Here is an 18,827-nt window from a genome sequence, read left to right as displayed (position 1 = left end):
ACGGCGACGGGGTCAGGGTCCCTGGGACGCCCGCTGCTGCCGCAGCACCGCCACCCTCCGGTACAGCTCCACGGCCTCGGCGCCACGGCCGAGCTGTTCCAGGCAGTGGGCCTCGTCGTTGCGGCTGGCGAGGGTGTCGGGGTGGTCGGCGCCGAGGACGCGTTCGCGGGCGGCGGCGACTCTGCGGTACTCGCTGAGGGCGTCGGCCCAGCGGCCCAGCCAGCCCAGGCCCACGGCGACCTCGCGGCGGCTGACCAGGGTGTCGGGGTGCTCCGGACCGAGGACGCGCTCGCGGAGGGCGCACACGTCGCGGGACTCGGCGAGGGCCTCCTCCCAGCGGCCGAGGCGGCCGAGATTGACGCCGAGGCCGTGGCGGGCGCGGAGGGTCTCGGGGTGGGCGGGGCCGTGGACGCGGGTGCGGTCGTCGATCAGGTCGCGGTAGAGCTGGAGCGCCTCCGTGCTGCGGCCGAGGCGGCCGAGGCTGATGCCGACCTCGTAGCGGGCGGCGAGGGTGTCGGGGTGGTCGGGGCCGAGCGCCTGGGCGCGGGCCTCGGCGACCTCGTGGTAGGTCTGCAGGGCTTCCGGCCAGCGCCCCAACTGGCCCAGCGCGTAGGCGACTTCGTAGCGGGTGACCAGGGTGTCGGGGTGGGCGGGGCCCAGCACGCGGGCGCGGGCCGCCGCGACGTCGCAGGCCATGCGATAGGAGTCCTCCAGACGGCCGAGCCGGCTGAGGTTGAAGGCGAGGTTGTGACGGCAGCGCAGGGCGTCGGGGTGGTCGGCGCCCATCGTGCGCTCACGGGCGGCGAGGACGGACGTGTAGACCTGGTGAGCGTCGAAGTGGCGGCCCAACTGGCCCAGCACATAGGCCATTTCCTGGCGGGCGGCGAGGGTGTCGGGGTGGTCCGGGCCGAGGGAGAGACTGCGGCTGCGGGCGACGTGTTTGTACTCGCGCAGGGCGTCGTCGGCGCGGCCGGTGCGGCTGAGGGTGAAGGCGACCTCGTAGCGGCTGGCGAGGGTGTCCGGATGGTCGGGGCCGAGCAGGTGCTCGCGCTCGGCGGCCACCGCGCGGTGCACCTCGCCGGCCTCCGCCCAGCGGCCCAGCCGGCCCAGGCTGAGCCCCGCGTTGTGCCGTCCGGTCAGGGCGGTGAGGGCCTCCGGGGGCGGGGCGGCCGGGTCGTCGGGGCCGGATTCCCCGACCTGCCGTCCGGTGGCGGGCCGGGGGATCCACTCACCGGTGAGCCCCGCCCCGGCGTCCGGTGGCGTGGCGGCGAGGCCGGCACCGGTGGCCTTGTGGCCGGTGGTCATGCCGCGGGTCCAGGACGGCAGCCGGGCCGCGCGGGCGGCGGGCTCGGGCCTGAGGGTCGGCTGGGGTGTCACCACGGTGGGCACGTACGTCGGTGTCGTACGCCCCAGGCTGATGCGGCGGCCCACCTCGCGGGCGTCGTGCGGGCGTTGCTCGGGCAGCTTGGCCAGCAGGTCCAGGATGATCTTCTCGAAGTACGCGGGAACTTCCGCGCGGTGGCTGCGCGGCGGGCGGGGCGGGGTGTCGCGGTGGCCGACGAGGATCGCCCAGGCGTCGTCGAGGTCGAACGGCGGTACCCCGGTGGCGATCTCGTACAGCACGCACCCCAGCGAGTACAGGTCGCTGCGCTGGTCGACCTCGGAGCCGCCGATCTGCTCGGGCGACATGTAGTGCGGGGTGCCCATGGCGATGCCGGTGCCGGTGAGGCGGGAGGTGAAGCCGATGTCGTGGCCGAGGCGGGCGATGCCGAAGTCGCAGATCTTCACCGTGCCGTCGGTGAGCCGCATGATGTTCGCGGGCTTCAGGTCGCGGTGCACGATGCCCTGTTGGTGGGTGTAGGCGAGGGCCGCCGCCACCTGGTCGGCGATCTCCACGACGTCCCCGACGGGCAGCGGGTGATGCTTGTTGTCCTCCAGGAGCTGGCTGAGGTTGCGGCCCTCCAGCAACTCCATGACGAGGTAGAGGATCCCGTCGGACTCCCCGAAGTCATGGACGACGGTGACCCCGCGGTGCTGGAGAGCGGCGGCCACCCGGGCCTCCCGGCGGAACCGCTCGCGCAGCACCCGGGTGAAGGACTGGTCATGGGACGGACCCAGCGGCTTGAGGCACTTCACGGCGACACGACGGCCCAGCGACTCGTCGCGCGCCCGCCACACCTCGCCCATGCCGCCGCGCCCGATCAGATCGAGCAGCCGGTAGCGGCCCTGGATCAGCTTGCTGTCCCCCATCTGCTGCGATCGCCCCCGATGGTCTCGCCCCGCCCCTGGCCCGTCCAGTATGGCGAGCTATCCACCCACTTTGTACGGGGCCGGGCGGGAGCCGGGGCCGAGCCGTGACATGGCCCGGAGGATGTGTTTGGGCGGGAGTTGCCAGCGTAGACGTGCGGGGACACAGCGCAGAAGGGTGCCTGTGGCACGCAACTGGCGGGTGACGGTGGCGGGTTTCGGGGCCGGTCTGCCGTACAGCTCGTGGGCGTACGGCGGCAGAGCGGCGTACGCCAGTTGTGCCACGCGCCGCCACAGCACCTCGCGCGCCGGGATGAGGACGGGGTGCGTCGGCGGGCGGAGCAGGAAGTCGTCCACGGCGCGTGCCTCGGGCCCGACGGCGAGTTCGGGGCGCACCTTCTCGAAGTACGCGGCCAGCTCGGCCTGGTCGGCGGGTACGGCGTCCGGGTCGAGGCCCACCAGGCGGGCGCTGACCCGTTGTTCGGCTATGTAGCGGTCGGCCTGTTCGTCGGTGAGCCGGAATCCGGAGCGGCGCGCGACCCCCAGATAGGAGTCGATCTCCGCGCAGTGCACCCACAGCAGCAACTCGGGTTCGTCGACGCCGTACCGCTCCCCCGTGTCCGGGTCGACGGCCGACAGCATGGTGTGGATCTTCCGGACGCGAGCCCCCGCCTTCTCCGCCGCCTCGGTGGTGCCGTAGCTGATGGTGCCGACGAAGTTCGCGGTACGCAGCAGCCGGCCCCAGGCGTCCTTGCGGAAGTCGGAGTTCTGCATGACCCCGCGCACCGCACGCGGGTGCAGGGCCTGGAAATAGAGCGCGCGGACACCGGCGACCCACATCATCGGGTCGCCGTGCATCTGCCAGGTCACCGACTTCGGTGTGAACAGTCCGGGATCACCCATGTCACGAAGGCTAACGCCGTACCCTCGGCATCCCCAGACCGATCCACGAGATGATCTCCCGCTGGATCTCGTTGTTGCCGCCGCCGAAGGTGAAGATCACGGCCGAGCGGTAGCCGCGTTCCAGCTCCCCGTGGAGCACCGTGCCCGCGGAACCCTCCTTCAGGGCGCCCGCCGCGCCGACGATCTCCATCAGCCAGGCGTAGGCGTCGCGGCGGGCCTCGGAGCCGTACACCTTGACCGCGGAGGCGTCCTGCGGGGTGAGCGTGCCGTCCTGGACCGCGCTGACCATCTGCCAGTTGAGGAGCTTGAGGGCGTCCAGCCTGGTGTGGGTCCGGGCGAGAAGGCGGCGCACCCAGGGCAGGTCGACGACGCGGCGGCCGTCGGCGAGTTTGGTCTCCATGGCCCAGCGCTGGACGTCGTGCAGGGCGCGGATCGCCATGGTGCCGTGGGCGGCGAGGGTGACGCGTTCGTGGTTGAGCTGGTTGGTGATCAGCCGCCAGCCCTGGTTCTCGGCGCCGACGCGGCGGGTGACGGGGACGCGGATGTCCTCGTAGTAGCTGGCCGTGGTGTCGTGACCGGCGAGGGTGTTGATGACGGTGCAGGAGTAGCCGGGGTCGGTGGTCGGCACCAGCAGCATGCTGATGCCCTTGTGCGGCGGGGCGGCCGGGTCGGTACGGGTCGCGAGCCAGACCCAGTCGGCGGTGTCGCCGTTGGTCGTCCAGATCTTCTGGCCGTTGACGACGTACTCTCCCCCATCGTCGCGCACCGCGCGCGTCTTCAGCGCAGCCAGGTCGGTACCCGCGTCGGGCTCGCTGTAGCCGATCGCGAAGTCGATCTCGCCGGAGAGGATTTTGGGCAGGAAGTACGCCTTCTGCTCGTCGGTGCCGAACTGCATGATGGTCGGTCCGACGGTGTTCAGTGCCATGAGCGGCAGCGGCACACCGGCCTGGGCGGCCTCGTCGAAGAAGATGAACTGCTCGATCGCACTCAGCCCGCGTCCGCCGTACTCCTTGGGCCAGCCCACGCCGAGCCACTGGTCCGCGCCGAGCCGCCGGATGATGTCGCGGTAGTAGCGCTTCTGCTCCCGCCGGTCGCCGTGGCGGGCGAGCGAGTCCTCGGGCACCAGTTCGGCGAAGTAGGCGCGCAGTTCGGTGCGCAGCCGCTGCTGCTCGGGCGTGTATTCGAGATGCACGGCGCCTCCAGGCTCCCCGGGACCGGTCCTGTCGGCGCACACGGTAGAACGTGTTCCAGAAATTGGGAATGGCGAGGGCACACGAAAGGGCCCCCGGAGTACCGGGGGCCCTTTCGTCGGTGCGGTGACGCCTGAACCGCTCAGTGGGCCACGGGAGCCGGCCGCGCGCCGGCGGCCTTCTCCGCAGCCGTCCTCGGAGCCAGCAGCCGCTCCGCCAGCAGCCCGAAGACCAGCCCGAAGGAGGTCCACAGGGTCACCTGGACAGCGAGGGCGGCAAGCCGGTACTGCCACAGGAGGCCGGCCGGGAAGTGCTCCGGGACCTCGCTGAACGACGGCAGGAAGGCGTACGCCAGACCGACCGCGAGGACGAAGAACGCGCCCGCCGCGACGGTGGCGTTCCAGTTGCCCAGGCGCGGCGCGAGGCGCTTGCCCAGGATGACCGTCCCGATCGCCAGCAGCACACTGAGCACGATCATCAGGAAGAACAGCGCGGTGCGCTGGTCGAGGGTGTCGGGGTCGCCCACGGCCGGCGGGTTGGCCGGGTACTTCAGGAACGGGACGACGTAGACGCAGACCAGTCCGGCGGCCGCCAGGAGCAGCGCGCTCGCGCGCGGCCCGAAGCGACCGATCCGGCCCAGCGCGAAGCAGTACGCGAGCGCCGCGATGCCGCCGAAGGCGACCCCGTAGACGAGGACGCCGGTGGACAGGCCCGCGGTGGACTGCAGGGTGCGGCTGACGAGTTCCTCGCCGCCGTGCTCGTGGGCGTGGGCCTCCTCGAAGGCGATGGCCCGGTCGACGCGCGGTTCGCCCAGGAAGTACGCGACGACGAGGGCGGCCAGCCCTGCGGCGAGGCCCGCGAGCATGCCGCGGACCAGCAGGTTTCTGACAGTTGCGGAGTTCATGCGCAGGAGGGCTTCCTCGTCGCTGTCAGTGGCAGGGGAAGCCGAGCAGGTGGCGGGCGTCGTGCACCCACTCATGGACCCCCTCACCGGAGATGAGGGAGGTGGCGCCCTGTTCGGCGCCGACGAAGTAGAGCAGGACCAGCATCACAACGCCGAAGAAGACCGCCCAGGGGGCGATGGCGCCGATCGGGAGTTTTGCTGGTACCGCGGTGGAACCGGTGGTCGGCGGGGCGACGGACTGCGCCATGGCAGGTACCTCCTGGGGGAACTCGCGTCCCGTGTCAGTGGTGCACAGGACGACGGGGCGGGTCTGACTCACCCGGCCCGCACCCGAAGGGCGTTCCCGGCATACAGTGGCGCGACCGTGCCGGAATCCCACCGGCTTCCACCGAACCGTCGTCGATATCGACGAGACGGTACCGCGTGGGAGAGGTGCGGCCAAGAGCGCACGGGAGCACCCCGAGCGCCCGCCGAGGGCCGTTCGGCCCGTCAAGTACCGATCTTGGAGGGGCTGTTGAGCGGGGGAACGGGCGTATGACGAGCCGAGTGACGTTGATCTCACCGGCGGTCACCAAGGCGCTGCGGGAGGCCAGATTCGATGACGGCTGCTCCCTCGACGCGTCCGGCCGCCGCCTCGCCCAGGCCGCAGCGGGCTCGCTCCCGGTGGCGGAACGGGTCGTCTGCTCCCCCACCGTGCGCTGCCGCGAGACGGCCGCCGCGCTCGGACTCGACGCCACGGACGCCGTGTTGCTGTCGGCTCTGGACGCCGGACGGTGGCGCGGCTCGACGTTGGCCGGGGTGAGCGCCGAGGAGCCGGAGGCGCTGGCGCGTTGGCTGTCCGACCCCGACTCCGCGCCGCACGGCGGGGAATCGGTGCGCGCGGTGTGCGACCGGGTCGGCTCGTGGCTGGACACGGTGGCCCAGGACGAGGGGCTCGCCGTCGCCGTGGCCGAGCCCGAGATCGTGCGCGCGGCGGTCGTCCGGGCGCTCGGCGCACCGGAGTCGGCGTTCTGGCGTACGGACGTCCCGCCGCTGACGGCGGTCGAGCTCAGCGGCCGGGCAGGGCGCTGGAACGTACGCCTGGGGCACCCCCTCGGCCGAGGCTGAGGCCGGACCTGGTCAGTGCAGTGTGACCATGAAGTCCGTGCAGGCCTGCGCGCACGTCCGGCAGGCCTTCGCGCCCTCTTCGCCGCCCGGCAGCCCGTCGAAGGCGTGCGCGGTCTCCAGGCACACGGTCCGGCACCACTCCAGCTGGACGCGGATGCCGTTCTCGTCCAGTCGGTTCTGCTCGGACAGCAGCCGGCAGGTCGCGTCGCAGACCTCCGCGCACATGATGCCCTTGCGTCGTACGAGTTCCTGTTGCTCGGTCCCGTCCGGATCCACGAGGCTCGCCCGCAGCGCGCACGCCCGGGCACACTCGGTGCACGCCTGCGCACACGCGAAGCGGTCCTCCAGGAATCGGAAGAGCTCCTGCTGCGTCGTCGTCGTTGTCACACCGCGCGGGTAGCCGCGCTGGATCGTGTCAAACCCGGTGTTCCCCAGGGGTGCGGCCGGTTTTTCGGTTGTGGTTCATGCGGCACGCGAGGGGTACTCGCGTGCCATGACTACTGCATGGATGGACGTGGCCGCGGGCCGCGGCGCTGTCGGCGTCGGGCTGATCGTCGCTGGTGTCGTGGTCGTGACGTTGCTGATCGGTGCCTTCTGGCTGGGTTCCCGCCTACGGCGCCGCGAGCTCCCGCCGCCGACCCCCGAGGAGCAGCCACGGCTGCCGGAGGGCGGCCCCGTCCGTGAGGTCGTGGAGAACCGGGAGCCCGACGAGGTGCCCCGGAGCGATCACCGGATGACCCCGCACGAGTCGCCCGCGTTCGGCAATTCCCCCAGCCGGACCGGCCCGGAGAAGGAACGGCCCCAGTGGAGCGAGGGCAGTGGCGGTTCCTTCGGCAGCGGCGGACCCGGCGGCCGCTGACCCCCGCACCGCACGCTGTATGACGCACCGGGGCCCCTTCGCCCCCGTGACCCGGGCCTTCTGAACACCGATACTGCCAGGAGCAGCGTTTCGGCCACCAGGAGGTCCTCCATGAAGATGTTGATCAACGTCCCGGAGAGCGTCGTCGCGGACGCCCTGCGAGGCCTGGCGGCCGCCCATCCCGAACTCACCGTCGATGTCGAGAACCGCGTGATCGTACGGCGGGACGCCCCCGTGGCCGGCAAGGTCGGGCTGATCTCCGGCGGCGGCTCCGGGCACGAGCCGCTGCACGGTGGTTTCGTGGGCCCCGGCATGCTGTCGGCGGCGTGCCCCGGTGAGGTGTTCACGTCCCCGGTCCCGGACCAGATGGTGCGGGCGGCGGCCGCCGTGGACAGCGGGGCCGGCGTGCTGTTCATCGTGAAGAACTACACGGGTGACGTCCTCAACTTCGACATGGCCGCCGAACTCGCCGAGGACGAGGGCATCCAGGTCGCCAAGGTGCTGGTCAACGATGACGTGGCGGTCACCGACAGCCTGTACACGGCCGGGCGGCGCGGCACGGGCGCCACCCTGTTCGTGGAGAAGATCGCGGGCGCCGCGGCGGAGGAGGGCCAGCCGCTGGAGCGGGTGGAGTCGATCGCCCGTCAGGTCAACGAGAACTCCCGCAGCTTCGGCGTCGCGCTGAGCGCGTGCACCACGTACGCCAAGGGCAGCCCCACCTTCGACCTGCCCGACGGGGAGCTGGAACTGGGCATCGGCATCCACGGCGAGCCGGGCCGGGAGCGGCGGTCGATGATGACCTCCGGCGAGATCGCCGACTTCGCGGTGAACGCGATTCTGGAGGACATGAACCCGCGCAACCCGGTCCTGCTGCTGGTCAACGGCATGGGAGCGACCCCGCTGCTGGAGCTGTACGGGTTCAACGCCGAGGTGATGCGGGTGCTCACCGCCCGGGGCGTGGCCGTGGCCCGCACACTGGTCGGCAACTACGTCACCTCCCTCGACATGGCGGGCGCCTCGGTCAGCCTGTGCCAGATCGACGAGGAACTCCTGCGACTGTGGGACGAGCCGGTGAAGACCGCGGGGCTGCGCTGGGGCATGTGAGCCGACGGCAACGAGCAGTCAACGCACCTATCACGCAAGGAGATCCAGTGCTCGACGCCGACTTCTTCCGCCGCTGGATGACAGCGACCGCCGCGTCCGTCGAACGTGAGGCGGAACGGCTGACGGACCTCGACTCGCCCATCGGGGACGCCGATCACGGCAGCAATCTGCTGCGGGGGTTCCGCGCCGTGACGGCGGTGCTGGAGAAGGAGGCGCCGGATACGCCGGGTGCGGTGCTGACGCTCGCCGGACGGCAGCTCATCTCGACGGTCGGCGGGGCGTCCGGGCCGCTGTACGGCACGCTGCTGCGGCGGACCGGCAAGGCGCTCGGGGAGGACGCGGAGGTGAGTGAGGACCGGTTCACCGAGGCGCTTCGGGCCGGAGTGGACGCGGTGATGGCGCTGGGTGGTGCCGCGCCCGGCGACAAGACCATGATCGACGCGTTGGTGCCGGCTGTGGACGCGCTGGGCGACGGCTTCGTCGCGGCAGGGGCCGCCGCCGAGGAGGGCGCGCTGGCGACGACGCCGTTGCAGGCCCGCAAGGGGCGGGCGAGCTATCTCGGTGAGCGCAGCATCGGGCACCAGGATCCCGGGGCCACCTCGGCCGCTCTGCTGATCGCCGGGCTCGCGGAGGCCGACGGTGAGTGACGGCAAGCTCGTCGGGATCGTGCTGGTCTCGCACAGCGCGGACGTGGCCGCGTCGGTGGCGGAGCTCGCCAAGGGGCTGGCGGGCCCTGGTGTCGCGGTACCCGTCGCGCCGGCGGGCGGCACCGAGGGCGGCGGGCTGGGCACGAGCTCGGAGCTCATCGCCGCGGCCGCCGCCTCGGTGGACCGCGGTGCCGGGGTCGCGATCCTGACCGATCTCGGCAGCGCGGTGCTCACCGTGAAGGCGCTGCTCGCCGAGGGCGACGAACTCCCGGACGACACGCGCCTGGTGGACGCCCCGTTCGTGGAGGGCGCGGTGGCGGCGGTGGTCACCGCGGCGACGGGCGCCGACCTGGCGGCGGTGGAGGCGGCGGCCGCGGAGGCGTACACCTACCGCAAGACCTGAGGTCAGCTGCCGCGCACGAAGAGGCGGGCCAGCCGCTCCCCCGTCGCGACGGCGGCGGCATGGTCCTCGATGGGTTTCACCTGCGAGTCCTTGAAGACGATGTAAGTGACCCCGGAGGCCGTGCCGCCGACGCGAGGGTCGGGATCGATGCCGAGCGCCTCGGCGCTGGCGTAGGAGGCCTCGCCGATGATGTCGCGCGGGCCCACGTCGCCGACCACCGCGTACTGCACCCGGTCCCGGTGGATGACGGCGGCGACCGAGCCGCCGCGGACGCCGCTCGCGCGGTAGTCCCAGATGGCGCTCGGGGTGGGCACGACGATGTACGGAAGGCGTTCGGCGTTCAGCTGGCGGCCGTCGGACTGCTGGTAGGCGGCGGCGGCGCTGAAGGACGGATCGGTACCGCGGTTGCAGCGCAGACCCGGTCGACCGTCGCAGTCGATGTCCATGTCCGCCTTCCAGAAGACGGCCTCCCGGGTGCCGCAGACGGGGACGGTCGCGGGCCGGCCGTCGTCGCTGCGGTACCGGCCGCGGGAGATTTGGGCGCAGTCACGCACCTTGGCCAGCAGATCGGCGGCCCGGACGTCGCCCTCGTGCCGAGCGGCCACCGGCTCCTGCCGGGCCGTCGGCTCGACAGCGGGCGACATCGTCGGAGCGGCGAGCAGGGCGGCGCCTGCCGCGACCAGCGTCAGTGACTGGACACGCACGATGGGGGACCCTCTCCTGGGGGACATTGACGGACACTCAGCCAAATCTGCTGCCGTTCCGATCAAGCGGCCACCGATAGGGGGCCGGACGGTGCACATCCCCTGGTCGGCGGCACATGTCCCCGAACTGGCGACAGGGGCCGGGCGCCTGAGCCCGCGTCGGCTCCGGCCGCCCGGCCGCCCGCGTCCGGCGCGGGAACAGCGACGACAGCGGCCCGCGCCAACGGCACGAACTCCCGATCCCTCAAGGGAAGTTCGACCGTGAGGAGCTTCAGCATACGTAACCGTTCCGTCCGCTCACCCACGACGGCCCTCTTGATGTTCTCCCGCCGACGGCGCCATATTAGTCCGGACCAATATCCTCCCCGGGGAGGCCGTCCGTGCGCCGTGCTTTCGCACCCCCCGGAGCGCTCCGCGGGGCACTCTGCGCAATGCTCTGCGGAGTGCTCACGCTGCTCGCCTCCTGCGCCTGGAGCGGTGACGGCGAGGCCCGCCGCCTCCCCGCGGCACCCGTGGGCATCACCGCCGCGGCCGGCAGCGCGACCAGCGTGCACGTCATGTGGAACGCGACCGACGGGGACGTCACGGCCTACGAGGTGTATCAGGGCACCACGAAGGTGAAGGAGGTACCGGGTTCCGAGCACATGGTGGACGTCACCAGGCTGAGGCCGTCCACCACCTACGTCTTCACCGTGCGGGCTCGGGACACCGACGGGCAGGTGGGCCCGAGCAGCCGGGAGGTCCGCGCCGCCACTCCGGCGGCCGTGACGGCGGACGGTTCGGCGCCGACAGCGCCCGGGAGGCCGCAGGGCCGGGTGATCGGCAGCCGGGCCGTCCAGCTGTCCTGGTCCGCGTCCTCGGACGACCGGGGTGTGCTGTCGTACGACATCCACCAGGGCGCCACGAAGATCCACAGTGTGGGCGGGAACCAGACGGCGACGGTGGTGACGGGGCTGCGGCCGGGCACCCGCTACGCCTTCACCGTGCGCGCCCGGGACGCGGCCGACAACGTCTCCCCGGCGAGCGGCACCGTCCGCCTCACCACCGCGCCGGGCACCGACGACGGTCGCGGCACGGCACCCACCGGCTTCCGCGCGGCGACGCGTCTCGGCGACGACGGGGCGTACTACCTCGACCTCTCCTGGGTCCCGCCGCGCGCGGACGGCACGGTCACGGAGTACCAGGTCCACCTGGACGGCCGTCCGGCCACCTCCCTGGTGTTCGGCGGGAACCCGCCGAGCGGCCGGGCGACGTACAGCTTCTATGCGGGCCGGGAGGACGGGGTCACCCAGCGGGTGCGGATCCGGGCCAGGCTGCCGGACGGGACCTGGGGCGGATTCTCGGCGGAGCGGACGGTGACGACCGGCGCCGGGGAGCCGTGACGGCACCTCTCGTCTGGGCCGTACGAAGGAATCCGTCACCTGCCCGGAGGCGGTCCGGGTGCGCGCCGGGCCGCGGGCACGTTGGCTGCCCCTGAGGCGCACGGGCGATTCCCGACCTCGGCGGCGCTACGGATGTACCGCCAACCGTGCCGCCGGAGGGCAGTCCATGCGTACTACTCAGCTTCTCCTCCGCTCCGGCCTGACCGCTGCCGCCGCCGTCGCGCTGGCCGCCGTACCGGCGGCCGCGGCTTCGGGGATTTCCGTCAGCACCACCGGATCCACGGTGTCCGTCACGACCAGTGCCTGCAGCCAGGTGAACGGCAGCTGGGGTACCGCCTCGCTCCTGAACAGCGGCCAGGCGAACTTCACTCAAGGCCGTCAGGTGACGCTGTCGGGGACGACGTCCCTGCAGTCGGCCGCCTGGTCGAACGTGAGCCCCGGTACCTACACCGTCATCGTGATGTGCGCGAACAACAGCACGGCGGGCACCCAGTCGGTCATCGTCTCGACGACGACCACCCCCACGATCTCCGCCACGGCCTCGCCGTCGCGCGGCGTCATGGGCGGCCTCGGCGGTGCCGCCGAGGACTACGGTCCGCTCACCCTGGGTGTCGGCGCCGCCCTCGTCGGGATCGGCGGGATCGCGGCGGTCTGGTTCCTGCGCCGTCGCGCCAAGCCCTACCGGCTCTGATCGGGCAGCTCGGCGAACTCCTCCAGCGCGTGGGTGAGCCACCCCGTCCAGAAGGTCTCCAGGTCGATACCCGCCCGCAGGATCAGGTGCTGCAACCGGTCCTGCGGGCTGTCCTTCCCGGGCGGGAAGTCCCGCTGCTCGATCTCCTCGTACTCGGCCAGCAGCTTGCCGTGCACCTCCAGATGGCGGCGCAGATCGGCCTCGATGCCCTCGGTGCCGACCACGGCCGCCGCCCGCAGCCGCAGGAACAGGCTGTCGCGGTACTGCTTGGGGTCCTGGGACGCGGCGGTCCAGCGGGCCAGTTCGTCCCGGCCCGCCGGCAGCACCTCGTACCGCTTCTTCTGCCCACGGGCCGGCTGCTCCGGCGCAAGGGCCCGGATGTGGCCCTCCGCCTCGAGTTTTCCCAGCTCGCGATAGATCTGCTGATGCGTCGCCGACCAGAAGTAGCCGATCGACTTGTCGAAACGGCGGGTCAGCTCCAGCCCCGAGGACGGCCTTTCCAGCAGGGCGGTGAGGATCGCGTGCGGGAGTGACACGGAGTCATCCTAGGGACGGCACCCTAGAGGGCGGCCGCGACCTCGGTGCCCTGCTTGATGGCCCGCTTGGCGTCCAGTTCGGCGGCCACGTCGGCGCCGCCGATGAGGTGGGCGCTCACGCCGGCGGCGACCAGCGCCTCGTACAGGTCGCGGCGCGGCTCCTGTCCGGTGCACAGGACGATGGTGTCGACCTCCAGGACCGTGCTCTCCTCGCCGACGGTGACATGGAGTCCGGCGTCGTCGATCCGGTCGTAGCGCACGCCCGGGACCATGGTGACGCCGCGGTGCTTGAGTTCGGTGCGGTGGATCCAGCCGGTGGTCTTGCCGAGCCCCGCGCCGACCTTGGTGGTCTTGCGCTGGAGCAGATGCACGGTACGCGGCGGGGCGGGGCGCTCGGGGGCGACGAGTCCGCCGGGGCCGGTGTGGTCCATGTCGACGCCCCAGAGGCGGAAGTACGTCGCCGGGTCCTCGTGCGCCTTGTCGCCGCCGTCGGTGAGGAACTCGGCGACGTCGAAGCCGATGCCGCCCGCGCCGAGGACGGCGACCCGCCGGCCGACGGGAACGCGGTCGCGCAGGACGTCGAGGTAGCCGACGACGCTCGGGTGGTCGACACCGGGGATGTCGGGGGTGCGCGGAGTGACGCCGGTGGCGACGACGACCTCGTCGAAGGCGGCGAGGTCCGCGGCGGCGACCCAGGTGTTCAGCCGCACGTCGACGTGGTGCCGGTCGAGCTGGTGGCGGAAGTAGCGGATGGTCTCGTCGAACTCCTGCTTGCCGGGGACCTGGCGGGCGACGTTGAGCTGGCCGCCGATCTCGCTCGCGGCGTCGAAGAGCGTCACGTCATGACCGCGTTCGGCGGCGCTCACGGCACAGGCGAGTCCGGCCGGGCCCGCGCCCACGACCGCGACCCGCTTGCGCAGCCGGGTCGGCGACAGCACCAGCTCGGTCTCGTGGCAGGCGCGCGGGTTGACCAGGCAGGAGGTGATCTGACCGCTGAAGGTGTGGTCGAGGCAGGCCTGGTTGCAGCCGATGCAGGTGTTGATGGCCTCGGGCTTGCCCGCCGCGGCCTTGGTGACGAAGTCGGGGTCGGCGAGCATCGGGCGGGCCATGGACACCATGTCCGCGTACCCGTCGGCGAGCAACTCCTCGGCGACCTCGGGGGTGTTGATGCGGTTGGTGGTGACGAGGGGGATGCCGACCTCGCCCATGAGCTTCTTGGTCACCCAGGTGTAGGCGCCGCGCGGCACCGACGTGGCGATGGTGGGGATGCGGGCCTCGTGCCAGCCGATACCGGTGTTGATGATGGTCGCGCCGGCCGCCTCGACGGCCTTTGCGAGCGTGACGACCTCGTCGTGGGTGGAGCCACCGGGGACGAGATCCAGCATGGACAGGCGATAGATGATGATGAAGTCCTCGCCGACGGCCTCGCGCACCCGCCGCACGATCTCGACCGGGAACCGCATGCGGTTCTCGTACGATCCGCCCCAGCGGTCGGTGCGGTGGTTGGTCTGCGCGGCGATGAACTCGTTGATGAGGTAACCCTCGGAGCCCATGATCTCGACACCGTCGTAGCCGGCCTGCCTGGCCAGAGTGGCGGCGCGGGCGTAGTCGTCGATGGTCTGCTCGACCTCGGCGTCGGTGAGCTCACGGGGCGGGAACCAGCTGATCGGCGCCTGGATCGGGCTCGGCGCGACGAGTCCCTCGTGGTAGGCGTACCGGCCGAAGTGCAGGATCTGCATCGCGATGCGGCCGCCCTCGCGGTGCACGGCCTCGGTGATCTCCCGGTGCTGCTCGGCCTCCGCCTCGGTGGTGAGCTTCGCGCCGCCGTCGTAGGGCCGTCCCGCCTCGTTGGGCGCGATGCCGCCGGTGACGATCAGGCCCACTCCGCCACGCGCACGTGCCGCGTAGAACGCCGCCATCCGCTCGAAGCCGCGCTCGGCCTCCTCCAGGCCGACGTGCATGGAGCCCATGAGGACCCGGTTGGGCAGCGTGGTGAAGCCCAGGTCCAGCGGGCTCAGCAGGTGCGGGTAACGGCTCATGGGGCCCCTCCGTGGGCGGGTGTCGTGGCTTCTGTTGTAGAGGACGGCGGGCGCCTTTTGCAACTAGTTGCATAATCGGGGGTGCGTGACACGGGACACCCTCGGGCACAGTGGCCCCATGACCGCGGAGATCGTCGAACTCGCCCAGCAGCTGATCCGCCGCCCGAGCCGCGGCGGAATCGACGACTACGCCCCCGTCCTGGGCGTTCTGGAGGGCTGGCTGACCTCTCGGGAGCTGCCGCACCGACGCCTGTACGACGACGCGGGCACCTGCACCGGCCTGCTGGTGGAGGTCTCGGGCGGCCTGCCCGGACGCTGGTGGGCGCTCGACGCCTGCGTGGACACCGCCCCCTACGGCGACGAGGGCGCCTGGTCGTTCCCGCCGGACTCCGGGGACGTGGTGGACGGCTGGCTGCGGGGGCGGGGAGCGGCCGACTCGAAGCTCGCGGCGGCGATGTTCTGCGCCATCGCGGCGGAGCTGCACGGCCGTACGTTCCGCGGCGGGCTCGCGGTCCTGCTGGACGTCGACGAGCACACCGGCGGCTTCGGCGGCGCCCGCGCCTATCTCGCCGATCCGGCGGCGGTGCGCCCTGCGGGGGTGATGATCGGCTACCCCGGGCCGGACGAGGTGGTGGTCGGCGGGCGGGGGTTCTGGCGGGCGACGATCGCGGTGCACGCGGAGTCGGGGCACTCGGGATCGAGGCGTACGACGCCGGGTGCGGTGTCCCGTGCGGCGCGGCTCGTACGGCTCCTGGAGGAGAGCGAACTGCCGGGTGCCCACGGGGAGTTCCCGTTGCCGCCGAAGCTGACGGTGACCTCGATCCGGGGCGGCGAGGGCTTCTCGGTGGTGCCGGACCGGTAGTGAGGTGGGCGTGGACATCCGCACGACGCCCACCTTCGACGCGCGGGCGGCGGAGGCCCTGGTCCGCGCGGCTGCGGCGGAGCTGGGCACACCGGCCACGGTCACTCCGGTGGCCTCCTGGCCGCCCTTCCGTCTCGCCGAGGACGAGCAGCCCGCCGCCGCGCTCCTGGACGCGGCCACCCGTGCGGGGCTGACGGTCCGGGCGAAGACGGCGGGGCCTTCCAACATCGGCAATCTGCTCGCGGCGGAGGGAATCCCGGCCACGGCGGGATTCGGCGTGCGGTACGAGGGTCTGCACGGCACGGACGAACGCGCGTGTCTCGCGGACCTGCCGACGGTGCTCGCCGTCTACCGCGAGACGGTGTCAGGCCTCCTGGCCGACGGCCCGGCAACGCGCTCAGAAGGGGCGCGGGGCTGTCTTTGACATGCGGCTTCCGCCGCGCGGGCGCGACAAGCCCCGACCGGCCCGCAGTCAGACGACGGCCCGTCCGCGGCACTCCGATTCAGCGGCCCTCCAGACGAACGTGCAGCTCCCGCTCCTGGTCCCCGGACGCCGAGGACAGATCACGCACCGTGAACATGGAGTCCAGCGTGGTGCGCAACCGCTCGATGGCCCAGTAGCCGCCCTGCGCGTCGGCCTCCACGGAGGACGACAGCCTCGCGGGCGGCGGGCACGCGCGCGCGTCGGTGACCTCGAACGTCCCGAGCCACACCATGGGCCGTGTCTCGTGCAGCTGCTGCGGCACCTCGTCGGCGCCCCGGTCGGACTCGAAGCACGTGGACAGCGTGTCGAACACGATCCGGGCGTCCTCCTTGCTGCATCCGCTGATCTCGATGGAGACGGACTCCTCATGCGATCGGTCCATCACGATGGCTCCTCTCGTGGCGATGGCGCGGTAACCACGGGTTCCCCGCGAACCGCGCCACATCCCAGAAAAGCACCACTGCGTCGACGGGACCAGTGAAGACCCCGGCTCCCGGCGTATTGATCATGCGCAGACCAAAGGGCGGAGGTGCCGTGCTGCTAACGTCGCCGGACGTTCTCCGGCGTGTTGAGGGATGGTGGAGGAGGGCGCCGCAGGCGCCCCGGCGACGGTTGAGCGCGGTACAACAGGGGAGTCGGCACGGGGGACGACGTGCCGTGTGGACGGTCGAAGGCGGTGCGTGCGATGAGTGCAACCGGGTCTCCGGTCGCCGAGGGCGACGGGCCGGTGCGCGGGGCGGTACGGCCCAGCGGACTGCTCGACGTGCTGGGCGTGGCCTCGGTCGTCCTGGACGCCGAGGGGAAGATCGTGCTGTGGAGTCCGCAGGCCGAGGAGCTGTTCGGCTACTCGGCACGCGAGGCGCTCGGGCAGTTCGCCGCCCGGATCATGGTCCATGAGCAGTACCTCGACCTGGTCGTCAAGCTGTTCGCCGACGTCATGGTCACGGGCGAGGGCTGGGCCGGTGCCTTTCCGATCCGGCGCAAGGACGGCAGCACGCGGCTGGTGGAGTTCCGCAACATGCGCCTCCTCGACGACCGCGGGGACGTGTACGCGCTGGGGCTCGCGGCCGACCAGAACACCGTGCGCGGCCTGGAACGGGACGTGGCGCTGTCGACGCGGATGATCTCCCAGTCCCCGATCGGGCTCGCCGTCCTGGACACCGATCTGCGGTACGTCACGGTCAACCCGGAACTCGAACGGCTCAACGGCGTCCCGGCCGAGGAACACATCGGCCGGACCATGGGCGAGGTCCTGCCGCAGATCGACGTCGAAGGCGTCGAGGCGGCGGCACGCGGGGTACTGGAGACCGGTCGCCCGCTCGTCGACCAGCACACCCTGGGCCGTACCCCGGCCGACCCGGACGAGGACCATGCCTGGTCGGTCTCGCTGTACCGGCTGGAGGACGCGGTCGGCACCGTGCTGGGCGTCGCCGTCTCGGTGGTGGACATCACCGAGCAGCATCGGGCGGCGGTCGCGGCGGAAGCGGCCCGGCGGCGCCTGGCCGTCATCGCGGACGCCTCCGCCCGTATCGGCACCACTCTGGAGCTGGACCGCACGGCCCGTGAGCTGGCCGAGGTCGCCGTGCCGGAGCTCGCCGACATCGCCGCCGTGGATCTGCTGGACGCGGTGATGGAGGGCAGACGCAGCATCCTCGGCCCCACCGAGCCGGCCGTGATCCGTGCCCTCGCCGTCCAGGCGGACCACCCCTCGGAGGCCCTCAGCGCCGCCGACCCGCCCGGACAGGTCGCCCGGTACGGCGCCGACCGTCTGGTCACCGAGTGCGTGCGCACGGGACAGCCGGTCATGGTGGCCGAGGTCGCGGAGGCCGACCTGCCCCGCATCGCCCGCTCCCCCGAGGCGGCGGGACAGCTGGCCCGCGCGGGCGTCCACTCGTATCTGGCCGTGCCGCTCATCGCGCGCGGCGAGGTGCTCGGCGCCCTCGACCTCAAACGCACCCGCAATCCGCTGCCGTTCAGCGAGGACGACCTGCTGCTGGCCCGGGAGCTGGCGTCCCGTGCGGCTGTGCAGATCGACAACGCCCGCTGGTACCAGAACGCCCGCGACACCGCCCTGACCCTCCAGCGCAGTCTGCTGCCCAGCCATCCGCCGGTGACGGGCGGCCTGGAGGTCGCCTCCCGCTACCAGCCCGCGGGGGCGACCGCCGAGGTCGGGGGCGACTGGTTCGACGTGATCCCCCTCGACGGCCGCAAGACCGCGCTGGTCGTGGGCGACGTGATGGGCAGCGGCATCAACGCCGCCGCGACGATGGGCCGACTGCGCACCGCGACGAACACCCTGGCCTCCCTGGACCTGGAACCGGCCCGGCTCCTGGAGCACCTCGACCGGATCACCCAGGACCTCGAGGACTCCATCGCCACCTGCGTCTACGCCGTCCACGATCCGCATCAGCGCCAGTGCCGGATCGCCAACGCCGGGCACCTGCCGCCCGTCCGCCTCCGCTCGGGGCGCAAGCCGGAACTCCTCGACCTGCCCACCGGGGCGCCGCTGGGTGTGGGCGGGGTCGCCTTCTCCACCACGACGGTCGACCTGGAACCCGGCGACCGGCTGGTGTTCTACACGGACGGTCTCGTCGAGACCCGCCAACACCCCCTCGACGAACGCCTGGACGCGCTCCTGGACCTCCTCGACGGCCCGGACCGCCCGCTGGAGGAGGTGTGCGACCTCCTGCTGCGCACACTGCACCAGCCGGACAACTCCGACGACGTGGCGCTGCTCATCGCCCGCGCGCAGACGCCGGGTTGAC

Annotated in this window: 20 protein-coding genes; 10 read left to right on the top strand and 10 right to left on the bottom strand. The window is 72.1% G+C overall.

From position 1 onward, the window contains the following. Nucleotides 1–12 precede the first annotated feature (12 nt). The 5 genes from QF037_RS41790 to QF037_RS41770 form a co-directional block, all read right to left on the bottom strand. Nucleotides 13–2,250 (bottom strand): serine/threonine-protein kinase, encoded by a 2,238-nt coding sequence (locus QF037_RS41790; RefSeq protein WP_307034523.1) that lies wholly within the window; start codon nucleotides 2,248–2,250, stop codon nucleotides 13–15. 57 nt (nucleotides 2,251–2,307) lie between these two features. Beyond that, the gene (locus tag QF037_RS41785; protein WP_307034520.1) at nucleotides 2,308–3,150 is read right to left on the bottom strand and encodes an oxygenase MpaB family protein; all 843 of its coding nucleotides are present in this window, start codon (nucleotides 3,148–3,150) and stop codon (nucleotides 2,308–2,310) included. A 10-nt stretch (nucleotides 3,151–3,160) separates the two neighbouring features. Next, complete coding sequence (locus QF037_RS41780; RefSeq protein ID WP_307034518.1) at nucleotides 3,161–4,342, bottom strand: acyl-CoA dehydrogenase family protein; 1,182 nt, start codon at nucleotides 4,340–4,342, stop codon at nucleotides 3,161–3,163. A gap of 140 nt (nucleotides 4,343–4,482) precedes the next feature. Beyond that, entirely contained in the window at nucleotides 4,483–5,244 is a 762-nt protein-coding gene (locus QF037_RS41775; protein ID WP_307034516.1) for a CbtA family protein, read from the bottom strand. Nucleotides 5,245–5,269: 25 nt separating this feature from the next. Further along, nucleotides 5,270–5,491, bottom strand: coding sequence for a CbtB domain-containing protein (locus QF037_RS41770; RefSeq protein ID WP_046259334.1), 222 nt, complete (start codon nucleotides 5,489–5,491; stop codon nucleotides 5,270–5,272). Nucleotides 5,492–5,778: 287 nt separating this feature from the next. On the opposite strand from QF037_RS41770, the gene QF037_RS41765 reads away from it, so the two are divergent. Next, the gene (locus QF037_RS41765; RefSeq protein ID WP_307034513.1) at nucleotides 5,779–6,351 is read left to right on the top strand and encodes a histidine phosphatase family protein; all 573 of its coding nucleotides are present in this window, start codon (nucleotides 5,779–5,781) and stop codon (nucleotides 6,349–6,351) included. A 12-nt stretch (nucleotides 6,352–6,363) separates the two neighbouring features. On the opposite strand, the gene QF037_RS41760 is transcribed toward QF037_RS41765, so the two are convergent. Further along, a complete protein-coding gene (locus QF037_RS41760; protein WP_266896596.1) occupies nucleotides 6,364–6,738 on the bottom strand; it encodes a ferredoxin in 375 nt (124 codons plus the stop codon). A gap of 106 nt (nucleotides 6,739–6,844) precedes the next feature. Between QF037_RS41760 and QF037_RS41755 the strand changes: the two genes are divergently transcribed. The 4 genes from QF037_RS41755 (at nucleotide 6,845) to QF037_RS41740 (ending at nucleotide 9,364) form a co-directional block, all read left to right on the top strand. Further along, nucleotides 6,845–7,210, top strand: coding sequence for a DUF6479 family protein (locus QF037_RS41755; RefSeq protein WP_307034511.1), 366 nt, complete (start codon nucleotides 6,845–6,847; stop codon nucleotides 7,208–7,210). 111 nt (nucleotides 7,211–7,321) lie between these two features. Then, nucleotides 7,322–8,314, top strand: coding sequence for a dihydroxyacetone kinase subunit DhaK (gene dhaK, locus QF037_RS41750; protein WP_307034509.1), 993 nt, complete (start codon nucleotides 7,322–7,324; stop codon nucleotides 8,312–8,314). A gap of 47 nt (nucleotides 8,315–8,361) precedes the next feature. After that, nucleotides 8,362–8,961: a dihydroxyacetone kinase subunit DhaL gene (gene dhaL / locus QF037_RS41745; protein ID WP_307034507.1), complete on the top strand. Its 600-nt coding sequence runs from the start codon at nucleotides 8,362–8,364 to the stop codon at nucleotides 8,959–8,961. Further along, entirely contained in the window at nucleotides 8,954–9,364 is a 411-nt protein-coding gene (locus QF037_RS41740; RefSeq protein WP_307034505.1) for a PTS-dependent dihydroxyacetone kinase phosphotransferase subunit DhaM, read from the top strand. The genes dhaL and QF037_RS41740 overlap by 8 nt, the downstream gene beginning before the upstream one ends. A gap of 2 nt (nucleotides 9,365–9,366) precedes the next feature. Here QF037_RS41740 and QF037_RS41735 read toward each other — a convergent pair whose 3' ends face one another. Beyond that, the gene (locus tag QF037_RS41735) at nucleotides 9,367–10,068 is read right to left on the bottom strand and encodes a glycoside hydrolase family 75 protein (protein WP_307034503.1); all 702 of its coding nucleotides are present in this window, start codon (nucleotides 10,066–10,068) and stop codon (nucleotides 9,367–9,369) included. Between the two features lie 431 nt (nucleotides 10,069–10,499). Here QF037_RS41735 and QF037_RS41730 point away from each other — a divergent pair, with 431 nt between their 5' ends. Together QF037_RS41730 and QF037_RS41725 are read left to right on the top strand one after the other, a co-directional pair. Next, nucleotides 10,500–11,450 carry a fibronectin type III domain-containing protein gene (locus tag QF037_RS41730; protein WP_307034501.1) on the top strand — a complete coding sequence of 317 codons (951 nt, stop codon included), beginning with the start codon at nucleotides 10,500–10,502 and terminating at the stop codon, nucleotides 11,448–11,450. 166 nt (nucleotides 11,451–11,616) lie between these two features. Beyond that, the gene (locus QF037_RS41725) at nucleotides 11,617–12,141 is read left to right on the top strand and encodes a hypothetical protein (RefSeq protein ID WP_307034499.1); all 525 of its coding nucleotides are present in this window, start codon (nucleotides 11,617–11,619) and stop codon (nucleotides 12,139–12,141) included. Here the strand turns inward: QF037_RS41725 and QF037_RS41720 are convergent. Both QF037_RS41720 and QF037_RS41715 read right to left on the bottom strand, forming a co-directional pair. Continuing rightward, nucleotides 12,129–12,677, bottom strand: a complete 549-nt coding sequence (locus QF037_RS41720; RefSeq protein WP_307034497.1) for a PadR family transcriptional regulator — start codon at nucleotides 12,675–12,677, stop codon at nucleotides 12,129–12,131. The two genes, QF037_RS41725 and QF037_RS41720, sit on opposite strands and share 13 nt — an antisense overlap. Before the next feature lie 23 nt (nucleotides 12,678–12,700). Beyond that, nucleotides 12,701–14,716 (bottom strand): NADPH-dependent 2,4-dienoyl-CoA reductase, encoded by a 2,016-nt coding sequence (locus QF037_RS41715; RefSeq protein WP_307034495.1) that lies wholly within the window; start codon nucleotides 14,714–14,716, stop codon nucleotides 12,701–12,703. A gap of 118 nt (nucleotides 14,717–14,834) precedes the next feature. On the opposite strand from QF037_RS41715, the gene QF037_RS41710 reads away from it, so the two are divergent. Then, entirely contained in the window at nucleotides 14,835–15,578 is a 744-nt protein-coding gene (locus QF037_RS41710; RefSeq protein WP_307034492.1) for a M20/M25/M40 family metallo-hydrolase, read from the top strand. A gap of 10 nt (nucleotides 15,579–15,588) precedes the next feature. Next, nucleotides 15,589–16,002, top strand: a complete 414-nt coding sequence (locus QF037_RS41705) for a M20/M25/M40 family metallo-hydrolase (RefSeq protein WP_307034490.1) — start codon at nucleotides 15,589–15,591, stop codon at nucleotides 16,000–16,002. A gap of 79 nt (nucleotides 16,003–16,081) precedes the next feature. On the opposite strand, the gene QF037_RS41700 is transcribed toward QF037_RS41705, so the two are convergent. Then, entirely contained in the window at nucleotides 16,082–16,444 is a 363-nt protein-coding gene (locus QF037_RS41700) for a hypothetical protein (protein ID WP_307034489.1), read from the bottom strand. A 303-nt stretch (nucleotides 16,445–16,747) separates the two neighbouring features. Here QF037_RS41700 and QF037_RS41695 point away from each other — a divergent pair, with 303 nt between their 5' ends. Further along, on the top strand, nucleotides 16,748–18,826 hold the full coding sequence (locus tag QF037_RS41695; RefSeq protein ID WP_307034487.1) for a SpoIIE family protein phosphatase: 2,079 nt from the start codon (nucleotides 16,748–16,750) through the stop codon (nucleotides 18,824–18,826). Nucleotide 18,827 lies beyond the last annotated feature (1 nt).

The sequence above is a fragment of the Streptomyces canus genome (genome assembly GCF_030815415.1).
GTDB classification, from domain to species: Bacteria; Actinomycetota; Actinomycetes; order Streptomycetales; family Streptomycetaceae; genus Streptomyces; species Streptomyces canus_F.
Note: the sequence above shows the minus strand (reverse complement) of the source record. Positions and strands in the feature narration are given on the sequence as shown.

What these genes read in the sequence shown, in the direction of transcription:
- QF037_RS41790 (WP_307034523.1), bottom strand. Translation starts at nt 2,250, where the DNA reads ATGGGGGACAGCAAGCTGATCCAGGGCCGCTACCGGCTGCTCGATCTG.
- QF037_RS41785 (WP_307034520.1), bottom strand. Translation starts at nt 3,150, where the DNA reads ATGGGTGATCCCGGACTGTTCACACCGAAGTCGGTGACCTGGCAGATG.
- QF037_RS41775 (WP_307034516.1), bottom strand. Translation starts at nt 5,244, where the DNA reads ATGAACTCCGCAACTGTCAGAAACCTGCTGGTCCGCGGCATGCTCGCG.
- QF037_RS41770 (WP_046259334.1), bottom strand. Translation starts at nt 5,491, where the DNA reads ATGGCGCAGTCCGTCGCCCCGCCGACCACCGGTTCCACCGCGGTACCA.
- QF037_RS41765 (WP_307034513.1), top strand. Translation starts at nt 5,779, where the DNA reads ATGACGAGCCGAGTGACGTTGATCTCACCGGCGGTCACCAAGGCGCTG.
- QF037_RS41755 (WP_307034511.1), top strand. Translation starts at nt 6,845, where the DNA reads ATGACTACTGCATGGATGGACGTGGCCGCGGGCCGCGGCGCTGTCGGC.
- dhaK (WP_307034509.1), top strand. Translation starts at nt 7,322, where the DNA reads ATGAAGATGTTGATCAACGTCCCGGAGAGCGTCGTCGCGGACGCCCTG.
- QF037_RS41730 (WP_307034501.1), top strand. Translation starts at nt 10,500, where the DNA reads ATGCTCTGCGGAGTGCTCACGCTGCTCGCCTCCTGCGCCTGGAGCGGT.
- QF037_RS41725 (WP_307034499.1), top strand. Translation starts at nt 11,617, where the DNA reads ATGCGTACTACTCAGCTTCTCCTCCGCTCCGGCCTGACCGCTGCCGCC.
- QF037_RS41715 (WP_307034495.1), bottom strand. Translation starts at nt 14,716, where the DNA reads ATGAGCCGTTACCCGCACCTGCTGAGCCCGCTGGACCTGGGCTTCACC.
- QF037_RS41710 (WP_307034492.1), top strand. Translation starts at nt 14,835, where the DNA reads ATGACCGCGGAGATCGTCGAACTCGCCCAGCAGCTGATCCGCCGCCCG.
- QF037_RS41700 (WP_307034489.1), bottom strand. Translation starts at nt 16,444, where the DNA reads ATGGACCGATCGCATGAGGAGTCCGTCTCCATCGAGATCAGCGGATGC.
- QF037_RS41695 (WP_307034487.1), top strand. Translation starts at nt 16,748, where the DNA reads ATGAGTGCAACCGGGTCTCCGGTCGCCGAGGGCGACGGGCCGGTGCGC.